The organism is Granulicella arctica, from assembly GCF_025685605.1.
GTDB lineage: Bacteria > Acidobacteriota > Terriglobia > Terriglobales > Acidobacteriaceae > Edaphobacter > Edaphobacter arcticus.
Window position 1 is genome coordinate 1 of the sequence record NZ_JAGTUT010000006.1, and the last position, 16,262, is coordinate 16,262.

Here is a 16,262-nt window from a genome sequence, read left to right on the forward strand (position 1 = left end):
CAAAGCGCCGTTCTCTTCACCGCAGGGATCTAGATGCAATCGCACCGTAAAAATGTGCTCCAGGATCGCTGCCGGAGGCTGGACGTGGAGCACATCCGCTTCATCGATCAAGGCCCGACACATGCCCGCACTGAAATTTGTTACGTCCTGATGACACAGACCCTTCCAGTTCGCATCTGGAATTTTGTCGAACAGAATACTTTGGACGGGAATGAAATGCGCTCGGAGAAGAGGCTCGACCAGCCCGCGGACGGCATCGTAATCTGCCAGTTTCCTTACCTCGGCCGACACGTCCAGGAGATTGCGGACGGCAAAGACTTCGCAACGCTTTCACACCGATCCCGTGTCGGCAATGTACTCAAGATCGTGCAGGAGATCGTCCACTTTCTGACGCGAGAGAACATCTTTCACAATCAAAAACTGTCGATCGTCCACAGCGGGTTTGTTGCATATCGATGCTCGCACCATCATCGACTGATGCCCTAAGCTGATGCCAGGAGCTACCAATGCGCGACACCTCCCTGTTCCTCCCCGATGCGATTGAGGACGCATTGCGCTCCAATCTGGAATCCGGCTTGCGTAGCCTTGCGGACGCGATTGCGAGCAAACAATTAGACGGAACATTCCTTGGCTCGATCGCCGCTGCAGGTGGACGGAACGACGACCGCATCCATCTCCGCATCACCATCGACGTTGCCGCACCGATCCTGAGATCGATAGTAAGCTCGGCTTCTACTTTGAAGCTGACCGAGTAGCAGTCACGGTTTGTGACTCAGAAGCGCTGGGAAATTGAGATTGAGTGTTGCAGTTTCAGGGTGGATGTCGATGTGGATCTGATCAATAGACGCGATGATCCAATCTGCTTCCTGGAGTTCCTCAGGACGATGCGAAGATGCCACGGCGAGCACCGAACACCCTGCCGCCTTGCCCGCGCGAATCCCTGCCGGCGCATCCTCGATCACGAGGCAATCCTGCGGCTGTCGCGTGAGGATGGCAGCTCCTCGCAGGTATCCTTCCGTGTTTGGTTTACCGAAACGTACAGTATCGCCTCCGACTGCGTGCTGTGGTGCTGTGATTCCAGCTACAGCAAGCCGGCTCCGCATCATCGATTCAGAAGCCGAGGTCACAACGGTCCAGCGGTAGGACGGGATCGAAGCCAGCAAGGCGACGACTCCGGGATACGCGACAACTCCATCCAGCTCTCCGCCGCAAACAAATCAAGCTGCGCAAGATGATCAGCGATCGCTCTCGCGTCCAGGTGGGGACAGTATTCCTGAATTGTGTCGGCAGCACGACGACCATGCGTTCGGTGCAGCTCAAAGGTTGCTGCGAAGCCATGATGCGCCGCCCATCGTGTCCAGCATCGTTCGTCCCCATCTGTCGATTGAACGAGTACACCATCCATGTCGAAGAGCAGACCGGCGACCGCGATCTCGACCGGGAAGGTTGCATGGGTTGGGAGTACGGCGCTCGCGTTCATAGGGCGAGAGTATCAGGGTGCACTTCCCTGTCCGGACGATCCTCCGACCAGAGCGTAGCCTGCCGTGCAGCGACACCCTCCCGGTCCAACGCCGCAATCCGCAGCTTCCATTTGTCAACGAGTTTGAGTGCCTGGCGGCTCCGCCGCTCAGCGCGGGCCAACATGCGTTCTGCATGAACACGGACGCGGTCTGGAGCGCAGTGGGTCACGGGAGACTCTGTCATTCTAACTGTCAAGCCGAGGACTTCTCTGCCTCTGTCCTTGTCAGACTCTCCTGGTCATCATGACGCCCTATACTACGGCTGAGGTATCCCTTTGCCGCTCCAAACCGATCAATCCCTTGTTTGTCCGAAGTGCGGCGAACCCATCAAGCTCACCGAATCACTGGCTGCGCCTCTGGTCGCAGCAACGCGAGCACAATACGAACAGCAGCTTGCCGATCAGGCCAAGACCTTTCAAACAGAGAGGCAGCTGGTTACGAAGCAGCAGGAAGCGAACGATCTCCGTGCTGCTGAATTGGACGCAGCGGCCAGGAAACAAGAGCAGGCGGTCGCACACGCTGTACAGGATGGAATCGCAAAACAACTCGCCGGGGAGCGAACGAAGATCGCCGAGCAGGAGTCCGCCCGAGCACGCCAACAGGTCGAAGACGAACTCAGGACGGAACGGGAGGCTGCCGCTTTTCAGAAGGAACGGATCCAGGATCTGGATCGCAAGCTGACCCTGGCACGGGCAGCCGAGACCGGACTTCTCAAGAAACAACAGCTGCTCGAAGACAAGGAGCGCGAACTCGAGCGTGATTTGCAGAAAGGGATCGCGCTGGCACGAGCTGAGGAACGCGCGAAGGCGCTGTCTGAGGTCCAATCCGACCTCGACCTGAAAGTACGGGACCGAGACAACAAGATCTCGGAACTGCTGACTCAAATCGATAGCCTAAAACGCAAGGCAGAGCAAAGTTCACAGCAGTCCCAGGGTGAGTCCCTGGAGCTTGCGCTCGAACATCAGCTGCGCGCTCAGTTCCCTTTTGACCTGATCGAGCCTGTCGCCAAGGGTGAGTTTGGAGGCGATGTGCTTCAGCACGTTCGCGACCAGGCCGGCCAGCTCTGCGGCAAGATTCTTTGGGAATCGAAGCGGACCAAGGCCTGGTCGGATTCCTGGCTCGCCAAGCTCAAAGGAGATCAGCGAGCAGCGCATGCTGATCTTGCGGTCATCGTGTCGCAGACCATGCCCAAGGATGTTACGCGCTTCGACCACATGGAAGGGATCTGGGTGTCGAGCTTGGGTTGCATCCAACCCGTCGCTAATGCCCTGCGCGTGAGCGTCATCGAACTCGCTGGAGCCCGCCGGTCGAATGATGGACAGGAGACCAAGGCGCAGCAGATCTACGCCTACCTGACCGGGCCACGGTTTAAACACCGCATCGAGTGCATCGCTGAGAAGTTCACGGAACTACGCAGTGATCTCGACAAGGAACGGAAGTGGATGAACAAGCAATGGGCGAAACGCGACAGTAAACTCCTGGCGGTACTCGAAGCCACGTCCGGCATGGATGGCGATCTGCAGGGCATCGCGGGATGTCTTCGCCGCGCGGCCCGCGGACGGCGTTACGTCCATCACTCCAATATCACCGCCACGACCGCTGTTGATACCGTCGGGGCCCGCGTCCGCGACCGCCTTACGCCCAAAGAGATGCAGATCGTTGCCCTCATCGTGCAGGGTCGCAAGAACAAGGACATCGCCTTCCAACTCAACACCAAGGAGCAGGTTGTCAAGAACTACCTGCGCGGCATCTACGACAAAACTGGCGTCTCCGATCGTCTGGAGTTGGCTCTTTTCACGCTTCACCATCGCATCCTGGCCGATGCCGCGGCCAAGGCGGGCAACCTCATCCAGAAGAAACGGCCTAGCAAAACAAGTGGATAGGCGCCCCATAAGAGCGCCTATCCACTTGTTACCCGCTGAGTGGGCTGCTCTCGTTGACCGGCCTAATTTCCATCAACAGAGTCTTAAAGACATCGACGCACTTGAGGGTCCCATGCGACTTGAACTCAACAGCTAAAATGTTGCAAGGGCTGAACTCGCCCCTGCACTTCGCTCCCGTCATATCAAGTAAACAATCTCAGGATTCAGGGCAGCGCATACCAGCTGCCTTTTCCTGTTCCATGCCTTGCGAGATGCCGCTTCTCGACCAATTGCGCAAGATGTTCCTTGAGCGTGTTCCGGCTGGCTCCGGTAAGCCGGATGATCTCTCCCATGGTGGCGCGGCCATGCTGCCGGACGTATTCGACGATCTCGACGGAGAGGCTGGGAAGCGCGGCAACACTCAACTTCTCGCGCTCAATCTTAACAGCGAGCCGGCGCTTCTGCTGCTCCAGAGAACGCAAGAAGAAGAGGAGCCATGGCTGCCAGTTCGCAACTGGTCCGCGGATCGTCGCCTGGGTCTGCCGGAGTGCAAGGTAGTAGGCCTCCTTGCTGTTCTCGATGACGCTTTCAAGCGAGCTGTAGGGCACGTAAGCATATCCGGCCTGCAGCAAAAGAAGCGTGGTCAACACTCGGCTCAAACGTCCGTTGCCGTCCTGGAACGGATGGATTTCAAGAAAGACGACCGTGAAGACGCCGATCAGGAGCAAGGGGTGGAGCTGGTTGTCTTTTCGCGCTTGGTTAAACCAATCGACCAACTCGGACATCAATTGCGGCGTATCGAAGGGCGTGGCCGTCTCGAAGACGATGCCGATCTGTCTTCCCTGCTCATCGATGGCGGCAACACTGTTCGACAACTTTTTGTACTCGCCGCGATGCCGAGTGTCCTTCCCGTTGTGACGAAGAAGATCCCGGTGGAACTGCTTGATGTAATTCTCGCTGAACGGCAGGTCCTCCCACGCGCGAAAGACGGTCTCCATGGCCTCGGCGTAGCCGGCTACTTCCTGCTCATCACGGCTGGCGAACGATCCGATTTCGAGATTAGACAGCAGCCGCTCGACCTCTCGATCTGATAGCTTGCTGCCTTCAATCCGAGTGGAGGAGCCAATGCTTTCGATCGTGGCTACATGGCGGAGAGTGCGGAGCCGCTCAGGAGCAAGCGAGCCTAAAGCTCTCCAGGCACCTTTGAACTCATCGATGCCTGCGATCAGACTGAGGACTTCGGGCGTGATCTTTAGCGTGTCGATCGTGAACATGGCTCTACCATAAGTACACCCATAAACACCCATATGGCCAGAAGAAAAGCTCGATAGCGATCGAACGTCGCGCTCCTTGCATTTGACCCCTATAACGTGTTGTTACGGTTTCCTCTACTGCACAGTGAATCCTACCAAAGGATCAACTAAGTCAGTCAGACACTAAGTTCCCGCGTGTGTTCCGAAGGCAGCTGTTGAACAAACAAAAAGAGCATACGACGCGGAATGTTTCATCCCCTGGGCATGTTTGGTCCGTACCCCTGTAAACCTTTCATCCTCTGTGACAGGAACGATAGATCCCCACCCTCAGAGAACGAAACACCCCCTCCCCCTAGGGTCGTATCATCCACTCAATATAGAGAAGCTTCTTAGGACATTTCTTTAGAAATACTTAAGGTATGAAACAGGCCGAACGTCGGCGTTTTCTTGTTCTTATTGGTATAGCCGAGTGTAACGACAATTTCTGCCGACTAAGCAAAAAACAAACTTTGTCATGGGTTGCGTACTTTTTGCTTGATGAATGACCAATTGTCCATTACGGTTGTTCTTGATGAGACCTCCAAAACCTCGCAATCCTTCGATTTGGCTAAGATCCTCGGAAGTAGCGTCTATTTTGGGAATATCTCAGCGAACGTTACTGCGGAAGCTGGCCTCTGGGAAGCTGCTAGAGCCAGGTCGTGATCCGGTGAACAACTATCGCCAATGGCGGCCTGAAGAAGTTCAAGAACTGCAACAACAGCTCCGGAGAGACAAGAAATGATCCGACTCGTAATTTCGAATCAACGTGGCGGGGTTTCGAAGACCACTACAACCGCTACCCTTGCCCGTGAATTCGCTGATCGCGGTAAACGCGTCCTCGTGATCGACACGGATCCTCAGGGATCGATCAGCAGTGTTCTTAACCTCAAACCTGAGTACGGTCTCTATAACTTCGTCATCGAAAAGTTGAATTTCAATGACTGCATCGTCAAGGTTTCAGACCTGCTGCATGTCATGTGTTCCAGTCGTGAGACTACGAAGGTTGAAACCATTCTCATGGGACAGGTTGCACGCGAAAATGCCTTTACCCAGATCTTCGGTCAGGTTGAGCAGGACTATGACGTGGTCCTAATCGACGTGAGCCCCTCGATTACGTTGCTCCAGACCTGCGCCATGGTGTATGCCAAGCAGGTCTTGATTCCGATTGGCATGGATACCCTGTCCTTCCAAGGTGCTATGGCCTCCATAGAGGCGTCGAAGTCGCTGAACCAACTCCTTACCACCAACATTCGAACCATCGGCCTCCTGCCCGTTATGGTGGACCGCAGATTGGCGATGACGACTACGGTTCTAGAAGGATTGGAAGGAATGTCAAAAGGGATGCAAATTCCTCTGCTCCACGCGATCCGCACAGATCAGAGTGTGACCAAGGCAGCGCGTGCCGGCAAATTCCTCGTTGACTTCGATCCGAAGTGCAAGGCCTACGAGGATTACCACCAGGTTGCTGATGAACTCGAGAAACTCTTCAAGGAACCCGTAAATGCCGGAAGCAAGACCTAGTTCGAAGCGCCACCAGAAAATCGAGCCACTGAGTTGGGAGGTAGCTGCTCAGTCCCCTGCCCTGAAGGGCATGACATCATTTCTCGACATTAGCCCGGACGACGTACGAAGAAACAATTTTGAGGGATTCGGACCGCTCAGGCTAACGAAAGTGCCCCGAGTCGCAGTAGTTGCCCCTACCATTGTTGTAGACCCAGGGGATGAAACGCTCCCAGGGACTCAAACACGCTACGATAATGTTTCATCCAAGCTGCAGAAGACGAAGCCATTCGAACTTCCCAGCGGACGAGGAACGCTGGCGCCCGGCTTAAAAGAAACTGCTGCAGATTTAGCGATTCCAGTGGCTGAAACCTCCCCTAATAATGAAATAGACGCTACTGCCGTTGTAGTGCCTGCCATTGAATCAACCTCTGCGCTGTATATGTGGCCTGAGGTGGTTTCGTTCCCTGGGGTTGAAACGTTACCAGTGAATGAACAAAGCGGTGGGGACGAACAAAACCTCGCACGCCAGGAGGCACTAACGCCGGGTCGTGGTCGTTCGAAGATTCGACGCTGTGTACTCGCCCAGGATGGACATTCTCTAGGTGAAGAGGCGATTTATCAAGTGCTCTGGAGGACAGGAAGAGCAGAGAATAGCGATCCAAATGGTTCACGAACCAACCGAATGGGCGCAGCGGATATCGGCTACAAGGTTAATATGGCCAAAAAGAACGTGCGTCAGAATATTTCACGCCTGTTTGAAAAGCTTGCATTAGAGATTGTTGAAGACTTCGAGACAATCAATTCGCAAGCACGGCTATATCGGGTGTACTCCTATAAGCAAATTTTGGAGCGGCGGCGTGCTGCAGGTCTTGAATACATTCTGCGAAATAAAGGAGTTGTCTTTTGCACCAAAGATGGCTCCGAACTCGTCTCATCCCCTGCGTATGTTTCGATCCCAGGGGATGAAATATCCATAAAGCCGGCTCCGCCAAAGAAACGGCGAACAGTCTCTCCCGTCGAACCACCTAAATACCCACACGCTGCCCCAACAACGGCGCCAATTGGAGCCTCCGACGAAGCTGATGTGCGAGCAGTGTCTCAGGCTCTGAACCGGTACTGGACGGTGGATGAGGCAGCAGCGGTGCAATTACTTCGCGCCTGCCGTAAAGTTCGAGCCGACGCGAGAGTTGACGAGATCGCTTTCTTCGTTCAGGAGAAGTTGGATCTAGCACGCACAAGTCGAACGATCACTAATCCAACCGGTCTCATCCTCGCCATGGTCCCCCAGTCCTTCAGTGGAGCGGCATTCGAAGACTTCAGGAAACGCATGGAGAGCCGCGCAAAGCTTGCTGAGGAAGAAGCTGAACGGAAGACCCAGCAGGAGGCCGAGCTGAATACATGGATGATGAGGGACCGGGAACGCTACGAGGCCATCGTGGGGGACGCTTCAAAGAGCGATAGAGAACGTGACGAGGCGGAGAAGCGACTCCGGGAGATTGACGCTTGGAATCGATGATTCGTTTCGTGAGAATCGGGTAAGCCTAGAGTAGTGCTTTTGCGCTAAGATCTTCGCTCTTCGCCGGTCGCTTTTAGCAATTCGAAGCTTTGAGCAAACTCCTCTCCTTCGGACTCCAGGATGCGGGCGAGAGCAAACATCGCCTCGGCGAGCTCCGTTACAGTCGTGAAGTTGACCTCCATCCTCCCGCGGCTCAGGACGATCGAAGAGGGAAGGGCATCAAGGCTCACCGGGGGAATATCGGTGCGGACGAGCGAGCGCGGTTTCCGCCGCGAGATCTGCACCTTCTCAGCTAGCAACTCCGCATAGAGTGCGGGCACGTCTTCGGCTTCGCGCACTCGCTCCAGGAAGCGCAACAGCACTTCCCGGTCGACGAGGTGGGCATTGCCGATCTGGAGGGTTGGCAGCATCTCGAGCATCTTCTGGGCGGCCCGGGATTGCAGCTCGAAGAGCTTCTCAAGATCACGGCGGTCGTAGTGCGATCGCGATGAGTTGGATACAGTGCGGGTGATCTCGTGCAGACGGGGAAGCCAGGACACAGGTCGGGGCATTGTTCGCTTCTAACCTCTGTGTTTAGGGTAGTGGAGAACCTTTTTGGCGGGAAGAGTTGAGTGCGCGATCACGCATTTATTACCCCATTGCGATTGGTATTTTACCCACGACAATGTATATTGTCAGGGGTAAACTCAATTTATGCCATTCTTGCTCAAAACGGGCCTTCCGGGTACAGATCACGCCGATCCGGCAGGGCAGGGAAGTGCTTTTGCCCTCACGCCGGCCCAGATGATCCTGCGCAGCATGGTTCTGGACACGGTTCCGTCGACCCACTCGAAGCGGAACTACGCCACCGCCCTCGATGCTCTGTTCCGGTTCGCTGCCAGCCAACCTCTCACCCGGGCGCTCCTCATGGAGTACCGGGCGAGTCTTGAAGAGCTCGCGCCGTCAACCATCAACGTCCGGCTCGCCGCCATGCGCCGGATGGTGACCGAAGCCCGGAAGAACGGCATGCTCGGGGTCGAGGAGGCAGCGCAGCTCACCTCAATTCCAAACATCAAGCAGGCCGGCACCCGGATGGGGAACTGGCTGACCCGCGAGCAGGCCAAAGAACTGCTCGCCGTTCCGGACCGGTCGACCCTCAAGGGCAAGCGTGACTACGTCATCCTGGCGCTGCTGGTCGGCTGCGCCCTGCGCCGGACCGAACTCGCGGAACTCGAGGTCGAGACGATCCAGCAGCGGGAGGGCCGCTGGGTGCTGGCCGATCTCGAAGGCAAGGGCCGGAGGATCCGGACCGTCGCGATCCCGATCTGGGTCAAGAAGGGAATTGACGTCTGGCGCGAGGCAGCCGGCATCGAGAGAGGCCGGCTCTTGGTCCGGATCGGGAAGGGCGGCACGATCCGGGGCGAGACCCTGAGCGACTGGGCCATCTGGTCGGTCGTCGAGCAATCGGCCAAGCAGATCGGGGTCGAGCGCTTCGGTGCTCACGACCTCCGCAGAACCTGTGCCAAACTCTGCCGCAAAGGCGGCGGCGACCTCGAGCAGATCAAGTTCCTGCTCGGGCACTCCTCCATCCAGACGACCGAACGGTATCTTGGAGCGGAGCAGGAGATCGTCACTGCCGTCAATGACAACCTGGGTCTTTAAGTGAGACGGATCGCTCTATCGAGTAGAATAAATAGGTATGGAGGAGTCTATGGCTCAGCCCCAAAGAATGATCGCGCATGATTCGGTTTGTAAATTAGTGAACAATGGCGACTTGGGCAAGACACTGAATACAGTCAGGACTGTGCCGGGAGCCAAGAATCCCTTCGTGACTTCCCGACAAGTTGGAAGTTCTGGGTCTGGCGGGTCTAGTTCCACTACAACTTCCTCCGCCCAGAGGAATCCTAAATAACTCAGAGGTGACGGTTGAAATTCGACGTTTCAACCATATTGCTTGTAATCGTCGCCGTCATCCCTGGCCTTTTCGCTCAACGAACCCGAAATCAGCTTGTGCCGCGTTCTTTTGCGCCTCAGGGTGCGAGCGCTGAACTGGCTGAGCTTGTCGCACTCGGAGTTGCGACTCACGGGATCCTCGCGTTTTTGTTGGCCACTGTTTCCTTACTCATAGGCTGGATACACGAAGGTCAACCAGATTACTACTTTTCAAAGCTCGATTCCCTGATCGTCAGTCAGTGGTTCTCCCAACATATTGTAGAAGCTTGCCTTATTGCTTCTGCGTACGTCTTCGTCTCATTCTTCTTCAGCCATTGGCTCGGCTTTCTTTACGGGGTGTGGCGATCGAATAGCCCATTCACAACACGTCTGTTCGCGAAGGCGACCTGGCTGCGGAAGCGGTTTGGCGTAACCGGCTTGTTGGGCGAACGTCCAATCATCTACGAGGTGCTAAATCCCGCGCTTGATAGAGATGGAACGAAATCCGTCTTTGTTGAACTTGAGATGAAAGATGGTCTCGGCTTCTATTCTGGACAGCTCAGCCAGTTTGCGATCGTCAAGGATGATGAACCTCATAAACCCGTCTACCTCATTGACGTTTGGTATAAAAAAGATCGTAACGACGACTACATTTCCGTTGCTACAGACGGCATTATGATCGATTTGGCAGATGCCGTTACCCTCCTGGTCAAACAGGTTGATCCTTCACTCCCCGTTGGCGACCAGCCTCCTATCAGCGAGGAAATTGCAGCCTTGGCTTACAAATTTGTGGAGTGATGATGGCTGTCTATCAGGGACATCTGAGCGAGATTGGCAACGTGCGGAGCAACTCCTTACACTTTAGCGAACGATCTCTGATTCGGATCTCCATGCCCGAAGGGAGTTGCTACTCCACCTGCAGCAAACCAGATGATCAGCCCGAAACTTCTCCAAATAGCCTGATCGAAGCTGAACTTGCCCTAGGCAAATTTACTGACAACGGTGTGAGTCAACCTAATCGTCTGCTGTGAGTACAGCCCACAAAGTATCATCGTTATCGTGAAGACAGAACCAACAGACGAGGCCCCAAGACGGTCCAAGCCTAGCCGCCACACCCTACATCCTGGCAGCAGGCCTGCTAATACTGGCCATCGCTCACGGTGTTGCGCCGAAACGGCTTCTCCTAGATTGGCTTATGGTGGCACTTCTTGCAATGGCTGTAGCCCTATGCTTAGTGCCTTTTTCCACCTTGTTGGGCTTGATCGAGAAGCTGAAATACGGCGAGTTTGAAGTCTTGCCCCGCGACCTAACAAAGCTGAATGCGGCGGTCCAAGTGGTCGCGAATTCCAGCGCAGAATCAGAAAGCCAGGCCGTATCTGGGGGCACCTCAAGAAAGGGAAATTTATGTACGCTAAGGCGCGGTGGAGGAGTTTCTCGGGCTTCGGAGAGGTCTGAAGCCACCCTTGGCCACCCGCTTATTGTTGTGCCAGGTGTAATCGCCCGTGAGATTGATGTGCTCCCAGCCAAGCGGAGAGACGTGTTGTAGCAGGGCGGGATCGAACTGCCTTGATTTTGCCATCTGCTCTGTTGCGCGCTCCAGATAGACGGTGTTCCAGAACGTAATCGCAGCCACAACCAGGTTCAGTCCGCTTGCGCGATGCCGTTGATTCTCAAAGGATCGATCACGGATTTCGCCCAGCCGATTGAAGAACACGGCTCTGGCAAGAGCGTTGCGCGCCTCACCCTTGTTCAGTCCGGCCGTGACACGCCGGCGCAGCGCTGGATCTTCGAGCCACGCCAGCATGAAAAGAGTTCGTTCGATCCTTCCTATCTCGCGCAGCGCGAGAGCAAGACTGTTCTGGCGCGGGTAGGAGCCAAGTTTGTGCAGGATCAGGGATGCCGTGACGTTGCCCTGCTGAATGGATGCGGCGAGCCGCATAACCTCGCCGAGCTGCTGTTCGATGATCTTCGTATTGATGGAGCCGCCGATCATCGAATTGAGTGCTGGCCACTGTGCAGGCTTCCCCGGCACATAGAGACGCTTGTCCGCCAGGTCACGTATGCGAGGCGCGAAGCGGAAGCCGAGCAGGTGACAGAGGGCGAAGACGTGATCGGTGAAGCCAGCAGTATCGGTGTAGTGCTCCTCGATTCGCAGCTCGGACTCGTGATAGAGCAGGCCGTCGAGCACATGCGTCGCGTCGCGAGCGGTGGCATTGATGACCTTGGTATGGAAGGGTGCGTACTGATCGGAGATGTGAGTGTAAAAGGTGACGCCGGGATCATTCCCATATTTGGCGTTCACCTGGCCAGCCGCTTCGCCGCGGCCGCCCGCGCGGTAGCGCTGACCATCCGAGGAGGAAGTAGTGCCTTCGCCCCAGTGCGTCGCGAACGGAGTGCGATGTTGATGGTTGACGATTTCGGCCAGAGCTTTTGAGTAGGTCTCATCGCGAATGTGCCAAGCGACCAGCCAGGAGAGCTTCGCAGGGCTTGTGCCTGGGCATGACTCAGCCATCTTTCCAAGGCCAAGATTGGTAGCATCGGCCAGAATAGCTGTCAGCAGCAGCGCCGGATCTTTCGTCGGCTCGTTCGTCTTGAGATGGGTGAAGTGCCGAGTGAATCCAGTCCAACAGTCGACCTCCATCAGCAGATCCGTGATCTTGACGTGTGGAAGCATATTGCTAAGGGCATCCCGGAGAGCTTCGCCCTCCTTCGGAACACTGTTCTCAAGCGGGCTGATCTTGAGTCCCGCACTGTTCAACTCAGCATCCGGCAATTTATCTTCTCGGGCGAGAGCATCGGTCTGGTCGAGAGCACTCCGCAACAGCGACATCCGCTCCTCGATGTACGTGGCTCCAGTCGTAGGCACAGCAACGCGCAGATCGCCTTGTGCAAGTCTGCGCTCAAACTCGCCGTGAGGCATAAGGTAGTCCTCGAAGTCGCGGAACTGGCGGGAGCCCGCTACCGAGACATCTCCGGAGCGCAGTGAGTTCTTTAGCTCGGCCATGACGCAGAGTTCATAAAAGCGGCGGTCTATACCTTCAGGGCCCACTACATAGCTTTCCCAACGCCTTCGAATGAATCCCAAAGGAGCGTTCTGCGGCACCTTCCGCAAACCGTCCCGGTTCATCTCCCGCAGCACTTCGACCGCTTCGATCAACTCCCGCGCAACCGGAGCGGGTCGGAGTTGAAGAGTCTCGATCAGCGTGGGAGCATAGCGCCGGAGCTGAGGATAGTGTTCGCCGATGAGCGAGAGCGCATCGAAGTCTTCGCCCCGCGCGAGTTCGGCTGCCTCTTTCACGCTGGCAGAGAAACTCTCCCACGGCATGACCGCCTCAATTGCAGCGAACGGATCGCGACCTCGCTCCCTGGCGTCGACTAGCGCAGCTCCGACCTTTGCGTAGAGCCGAACTTTGTCGTTGATAGCTTTGCCTTGCTCAGCAAAGGCCCTCTCGTATTTGTGCTTCGACTTGGTGAAGAAGCTGCCAATCAGTCGGTCATTGAGGTCGATAATCTCATCGGTAAGCGTTGCCGCTGTTTCGATCATCAATGCGACCAGTGTGCCGTGACGCCGTGCCTGCTCATACTCTTTGAATTGATACACCGCTGTCTGGCCGGCTTCGCGGGCGAGTTGCAGGAGACGGTTCTGATGCAGCTTTTGGCTCACATCGGGCGACAGAGCAAGACCGCGGATCGCACTCAGCCGCTCTATATGTCCAAGCACCGCTCGAGGCGTTGGCGCTCCTGGAGGCATTCGCAACCAAGCGAGCGTGCTGTACGGGCTGCCCTCGCGCTGCTCCAGAAGTTGGTCGAGCTTGGTCCGCTGCTCATCGTCGAGTCCTTCGGTTAGGAGAGCGAAGACTTTTCTCTGCGCGCGCGTCATTACCTCTGCGCAGAGCCGCTCGATAACTGCCACCGGAGGCAGTACGATCAGTCGTTTCCGAAGTTCCTCCACAACTGCTTGAGCGAGAACAACTCCACGCGTGGTTTGCAACGCCGTGGGGTCGAGCCAAGCCGAGATGGACCGGTAGTCCTTGGTCCCGAACTGCCCCATTCCCAATCGGGGCAGCAGTTCAAGAAGATGGCTTCGCCGCGTCGCATCGCGCTTCGCGTGGCTCTGTTGCATTAACTCGGTACCAGGAGCTTGGGTGGCGTAGAGACGTTAGGATGGCTCATGTTCAAGCGTCGGCGCTTTCCGGTTGAAATCATCCTGGTGTGTGTTCGCTGGTACTGCAAGTATGGGATCTCCTATCGCGATCTGGCGGAGATGATGGAGGAGCGCGGTGTGGAGGTAGACCCGTCCACGATCATGCATTGGGTCCATCGCTACGCACCTGAGCTGGAGAAGCGAGTCCGTTGGTACCAAGGCTACCGGGCGACCTCGTGGCGCGTGGACGAGACGTATGTGAAGGTTGGCGGCAAGTGGAAGTACCTGTTCCGGGCTGTCGACAGGCATGGCCGGCTGATCGACTTCATGTTGACGGACCGACGAAACACCGGAGCTGCCTATCGCTTCTTGGGTAAAGCGTTAGCTACGATGCGTCATTGGCCACCATCGTCGATCACGACAGACCAGCTCGGATCTTATCCGGCCGCCATCAGCCGGCTGCAACGGGAAGGCAAGTTGTCAGGGTCGACAAAGCATCGCACGTGCAAATACCTGAACAACATCATTGAAGCGGATCATGGAGCACTCAAGCGAGTTATTCGTCCGACACGGGGCTTTCAGAGGATGAAGACGGCAGCCGCTACCATCAAGGGCTTCGAAGTGATGCGAATGATCCGCAGAGGTCATTGCCTCACATGCAAGCCGCACGTCAAGGACGAGGTGCGTTTCATCAACAAGCTGTTCGATATCTTCACGGTCGCTGCCTGATTGAACAACGTGAGAGCTAATTGCACACAAAAGAGTTAATGCAACAGAGCCGTCTCAAGAGTCTGCGTGCAGGTGACACGCTCGTGGTTTGGCGCCTTGATCGCTTGGGACGTAACCTCGCCGATCTCGTCAGCCTTATTGCAGAACTGGAACAACGCAAGATCAACTTCGAATCGATGACCGAAAAGATCGAAACGGTCTCCCCTGCAGGCCGACTCGTCTTCCACGTATTTGCCGCCCTTGCTGAGTTTGAGCGAAACCTAATCCGAGAGCGGACGGTGGCCGGACTCAGTGCTGCTCGTGCCCGAGGGCGAACAGGGGGACGTCCCTCCAAGCTTTCCGTCAAAGAGATTAGGACTATTCGCGGTCTTCTCAAAAGTGCTGATATGCCGGTCGCCGAAATCGCTGCCCGCTTCGGCATTGCTCGATCAACACTGTATCGCTCCGTGCTGAAAACGGCTGTCTGATTGTGTCAGGAGTGTCCCGGATGAACGGTATAGGCAAGATTGGCGTGTTGGCTCTTTTTATCGTGTTCCCGATCCTGGCGCACGGGCAGGATGATCCTGCGGCGTTCAAGACGCCGCCTTCAGCAGACGTGATAGCCCGGTGGGTTCATGGCGGCGACCCTCGCGAGATGGCATGGGCTGCGGTATTTGCACTCCAAGAGAAGGACACGTCCTTCCTACCTGAGTTTGCTTTCTTGGCGGAACAATGGCGGCCGCTGCCTCATAGAAATATTTTGGAACGCGAACACCATCCGCCTCAGCCTCTTACGTCGGAAGAACGGGAACGGCGGGATGCCATGTCAGCACTGCTTGACTCCATCATTCAACTAAACGGCAACTTGCCTGCTGCATCAGCTCAGAATCTAGCCTCCGACTTTCCGGTTCAGACGATCATTCTGCTCCATCGTATAACGCCGCAGGAAGCCGAACCCACTCTGCTAGCTCTATATGGCGAGACGGCACCCGCTTCCTGGTACACCCAACGAGCTGCTGCTGCCTTGCTCGCTCTGCACCCTCCGGCAGGATTCGCTGCATCGCTATTGAGCAACACCACGGTGACTTCGCATGTCTTTGTGTCTCTGCCAGAAGATCCAAGCCTCGGAATGGGCGCGAGCAGTGGAGACTGCGGAGGTTATGGTCCGCCGCCCGTGAAAGCAAACTGGCCCGCTATCGGAAAATACTCTATGCGCGAAGCGGGTCCCGGGCGTGATCCTGCACCGTACCTGACAATACCTGGACTGAAGCCTATTGATGTTGTGCGAGTAGTGGCCCCAACGCTACAGAGCGACTCCGGAGAGTGCACCGGTTTCACACCGCTCAACAATGCAATCCGGGCTGCGCTGATTGCCCAAATGCTTGATGAACAGCCGGAACGCATGACCATCAAGTCTCACGTTGATGTGAACATCAAAGCTAAAGACGATCAGGATTACAAGACACAGTTGGCAGCATATGTGGACCGTGAAGAGGCAACGTTCCGCTCAGTGAAAATGAATCTGGTGGCAAAGCAGTTGATCTCGCCTGCGGAGGCCAGCGACGATGCCGTTCTACCATGCCTGTTGCTGGTTATTAGTGATAGCAGGTCTGCAAAGGTCTTCCCGCTCCAAGAAATGCAATTCCGTAGCCCTAAGGTGAAGTGGGAAACCGAACATCTGGGCGTGCTCTACGAGTAGCTAAAGGCGTTTGTCGGCCCTTAGCGTACATAAATTTCCCTTTCTTGAGGTGCCCCCTATCTGAGAGCTCTCAATCCCCAGCTGAGAAGGTTTCAGAGATGGCTCTG

The 16,262-nt window shown here is 56.0% G+C and carries 16 protein-coding genes and 1 pseudogene; 11 read left to right on the forward strand and 6 right to left on the reverse strand.

Translation table 11 applies throughout. The features are described from left to right. Positions 1-150: 150 nt before the first annotated feature. Both OHL20_RS24230 and OHL20_RS24235 read left to right on the forward strand, forming a co-directional pair. Entirely contained in the window at positions 151-486 is a 336-nt protein-coding gene (locus OHL20_RS24230; protein WP_263385886.1) for a hypothetical protein, read from the forward strand. A gap of 20 nt (positions 487-506) precedes the next feature. Continuing rightward, entirely contained in the window at positions 507-755 is a 249-nt protein-coding gene (locus OHL20_RS24235; RefSeq protein WP_263385887.1) for a hypothetical protein, read from the forward strand. Positions 756-758: 3 nt separating this feature from the next. Here the strand turns inward: OHL20_RS24235 and OHL20_RS24240 are convergent, their stop codons facing one another. From OHL20_RS24240 to OHL20_RS24250, 3 genes are read right to left on the reverse strand one after another with little or no spacing between them, the layout of a single operon-like run. Further along, on the reverse strand, positions 759-1,163 hold the full coding sequence (locus OHL20_RS24240; protein WP_263385888.1) for an HAD-IA family hydrolase: 405 nt from the start codon (positions 1,161-1,163) through the stop codon (positions 759-761). Continuing rightward, positions 1,124-1,480 carry an HAD family hydrolase gene (locus OHL20_RS24245; RefSeq protein WP_263385889.1) on the reverse strand — a complete coding sequence of 119 codons (357 nt, stop codon included), beginning with the start codon at positions 1,478-1,480 and terminating at the stop codon, positions 1,124-1,126. Before OHL20_RS24245 ends, OHL20_RS24240 begins: the two co-directional genes overlap by 40 nt. Further along, positions 1,477-1,704: a hypothetical protein gene (locus OHL20_RS24250; protein ID WP_263385890.1), complete on the reverse strand. Its 228-nt coding sequence runs from the start codon at positions 1,702-1,704 to the stop codon at positions 1,477-1,479. The genes OHL20_RS24245 and OHL20_RS24250 overlap by 4 nt, the downstream gene beginning before the upstream one ends. A gap of 91 nt (positions 1,705-1,795) precedes the next feature. Between OHL20_RS24250 and OHL20_RS25410 the strand changes: the two genes are divergently transcribed. Beyond that, positions 1,796-3,403, forward strand: a complete 1,608-nt coding sequence (locus tag OHL20_RS25410; RefSeq protein WP_396272905.1) for a DUF2130 domain-containing protein — start codon at positions 1,796-1,798, stop codon at positions 3,401-3,403. A gap of 203 nt (positions 3,404-3,606) precedes the next feature. Here OHL20_RS25410 and OHL20_RS24265 read toward each other — a convergent pair whose 3' ends face one another. Continuing rightward, positions 3,607-4,656 (reverse strand): Fic family protein, encoded by a 1,050-nt coding sequence (locus OHL20_RS24265; protein WP_263385891.1) that lies wholly within the window; start codon positions 4,654-4,656, stop codon positions 3,607-3,609. 550 nt (positions 4,657-5,206) lie between these two features. Here OHL20_RS24265 and OHL20_RS25415 point away from each other — a divergent pair. The 3 genes from OHL20_RS25415 to OHL20_RS24275 are packed head-to-tail and all read left to right on the forward strand — an operon-like array spanning position 5,207 to position 7,693. Continuing rightward, the gene (locus OHL20_RS25415; protein WP_396272921.1) at positions 5,207-5,416 is read left to right on the forward strand and encodes a helix-turn-helix domain-containing protein; all 210 of its coding nucleotides are present in this window, start codon (positions 5,207-5,209) and stop codon (positions 5,414-5,416) included. Then, positions 5,413-6,195 (forward strand): ParA family protein, encoded by a 783-nt coding sequence (locus OHL20_RS24270; RefSeq protein ID WP_263385892.1) that lies wholly within the window; start codon positions 5,413-5,415, stop codon positions 6,193-6,195. Before OHL20_RS25415 ends, OHL20_RS24270 begins: the two co-directional genes overlap by 4 nt. Continuing rightward, entirely contained in the window at positions 6,176-7,693 is a 1,518-nt protein-coding gene (locus OHL20_RS24275; RefSeq protein WP_263385893.1) for a hypothetical protein, read from the forward strand. The genes OHL20_RS24270 and OHL20_RS24275 overlap by 20 nt, the downstream gene beginning before the upstream one ends. 44 nt (positions 7,694-7,737) lie before the next feature. Here the strand turns inward: OHL20_RS24275 and OHL20_RS24280 are convergent, their stop codons facing one another. Next, positions 7,738-8,244 (reverse strand): hypothetical protein, encoded by a 507-nt coding sequence (locus OHL20_RS24280; protein ID WP_263385894.1) that lies wholly within the window; start codon positions 8,242-8,244, stop codon positions 7,738-7,740. 142 nt (positions 8,245-8,386) lie between these two features. Here OHL20_RS24280 and OHL20_RS24285 point away from each other — a divergent pair, with 142 nt between their 5' ends. Both OHL20_RS24285 and OHL20_RS24290 read left to right on the forward strand, forming a co-directional pair. After that, positions 8,387-9,334 carry a tyrosine-type recombinase/integrase gene (locus OHL20_RS24285; protein WP_263385895.1) on the forward strand — a complete coding sequence of 316 codons (948 nt, stop codon included), beginning with the start codon at positions 8,387-8,389 and terminating at the stop codon, positions 9,332-9,334. Positions 9,335-9,598: 264 nt separating this feature from the next. Further along, positions 9,599-10,402, forward strand: coding sequence for a DUF6338 family protein (locus OHL20_RS24290; protein WP_263385896.1), 804 nt, complete (start codon positions 9,599-9,601; stop codon positions 10,400-10,402). A gap of 613 nt (positions 10,403-11,015) precedes the next feature. Here OHL20_RS24290 and OHL20_RS24295 read toward each other — a convergent pair. After that, a pseudogene (locus OHL20_RS24295) lies at positions 11,016-13,709 on the reverse strand (Tn3 family transposase); the annotation flags it as partial. A gap of 66 nt (positions 13,710-13,775) precedes the next feature. Here OHL20_RS24295 and OHL20_RS24300 point away from each other — a divergent pair. From OHL20_RS24300 to OHL20_RS24310, 3 genes are all read left to right on the forward strand, one after another. Further along, positions 13,776-14,477: an IS6 family transposase gene (locus OHL20_RS24300; protein WP_263385898.1), complete on the forward strand. Its 702-nt coding sequence runs from the start codon at positions 13,776-13,778 to the stop codon at positions 14,475-14,477. Positions 14,478-14,515: 38 nt separating this feature from the next. Next, positions 14,516-14,944, forward strand: coding sequence for a recombinase family protein (locus tag OHL20_RS24305; RefSeq protein WP_263385899.1), 429 nt, complete (start codon positions 14,516-14,518; stop codon positions 14,942-14,944). Positions 14,945-15,111: 167 nt separating this feature from the next. Then, positions 15,112-16,155 carry a hypothetical protein gene (locus OHL20_RS24310; protein WP_263385900.1) on the forward strand — a complete coding sequence of 348 codons (1,044 nt, stop codon included), beginning with the start codon at positions 15,112-15,114 and terminating at the stop codon, positions 16,153-16,155. The last annotated feature ends 107 nt before the right edge of the window (positions 16,156-16,262 follow it).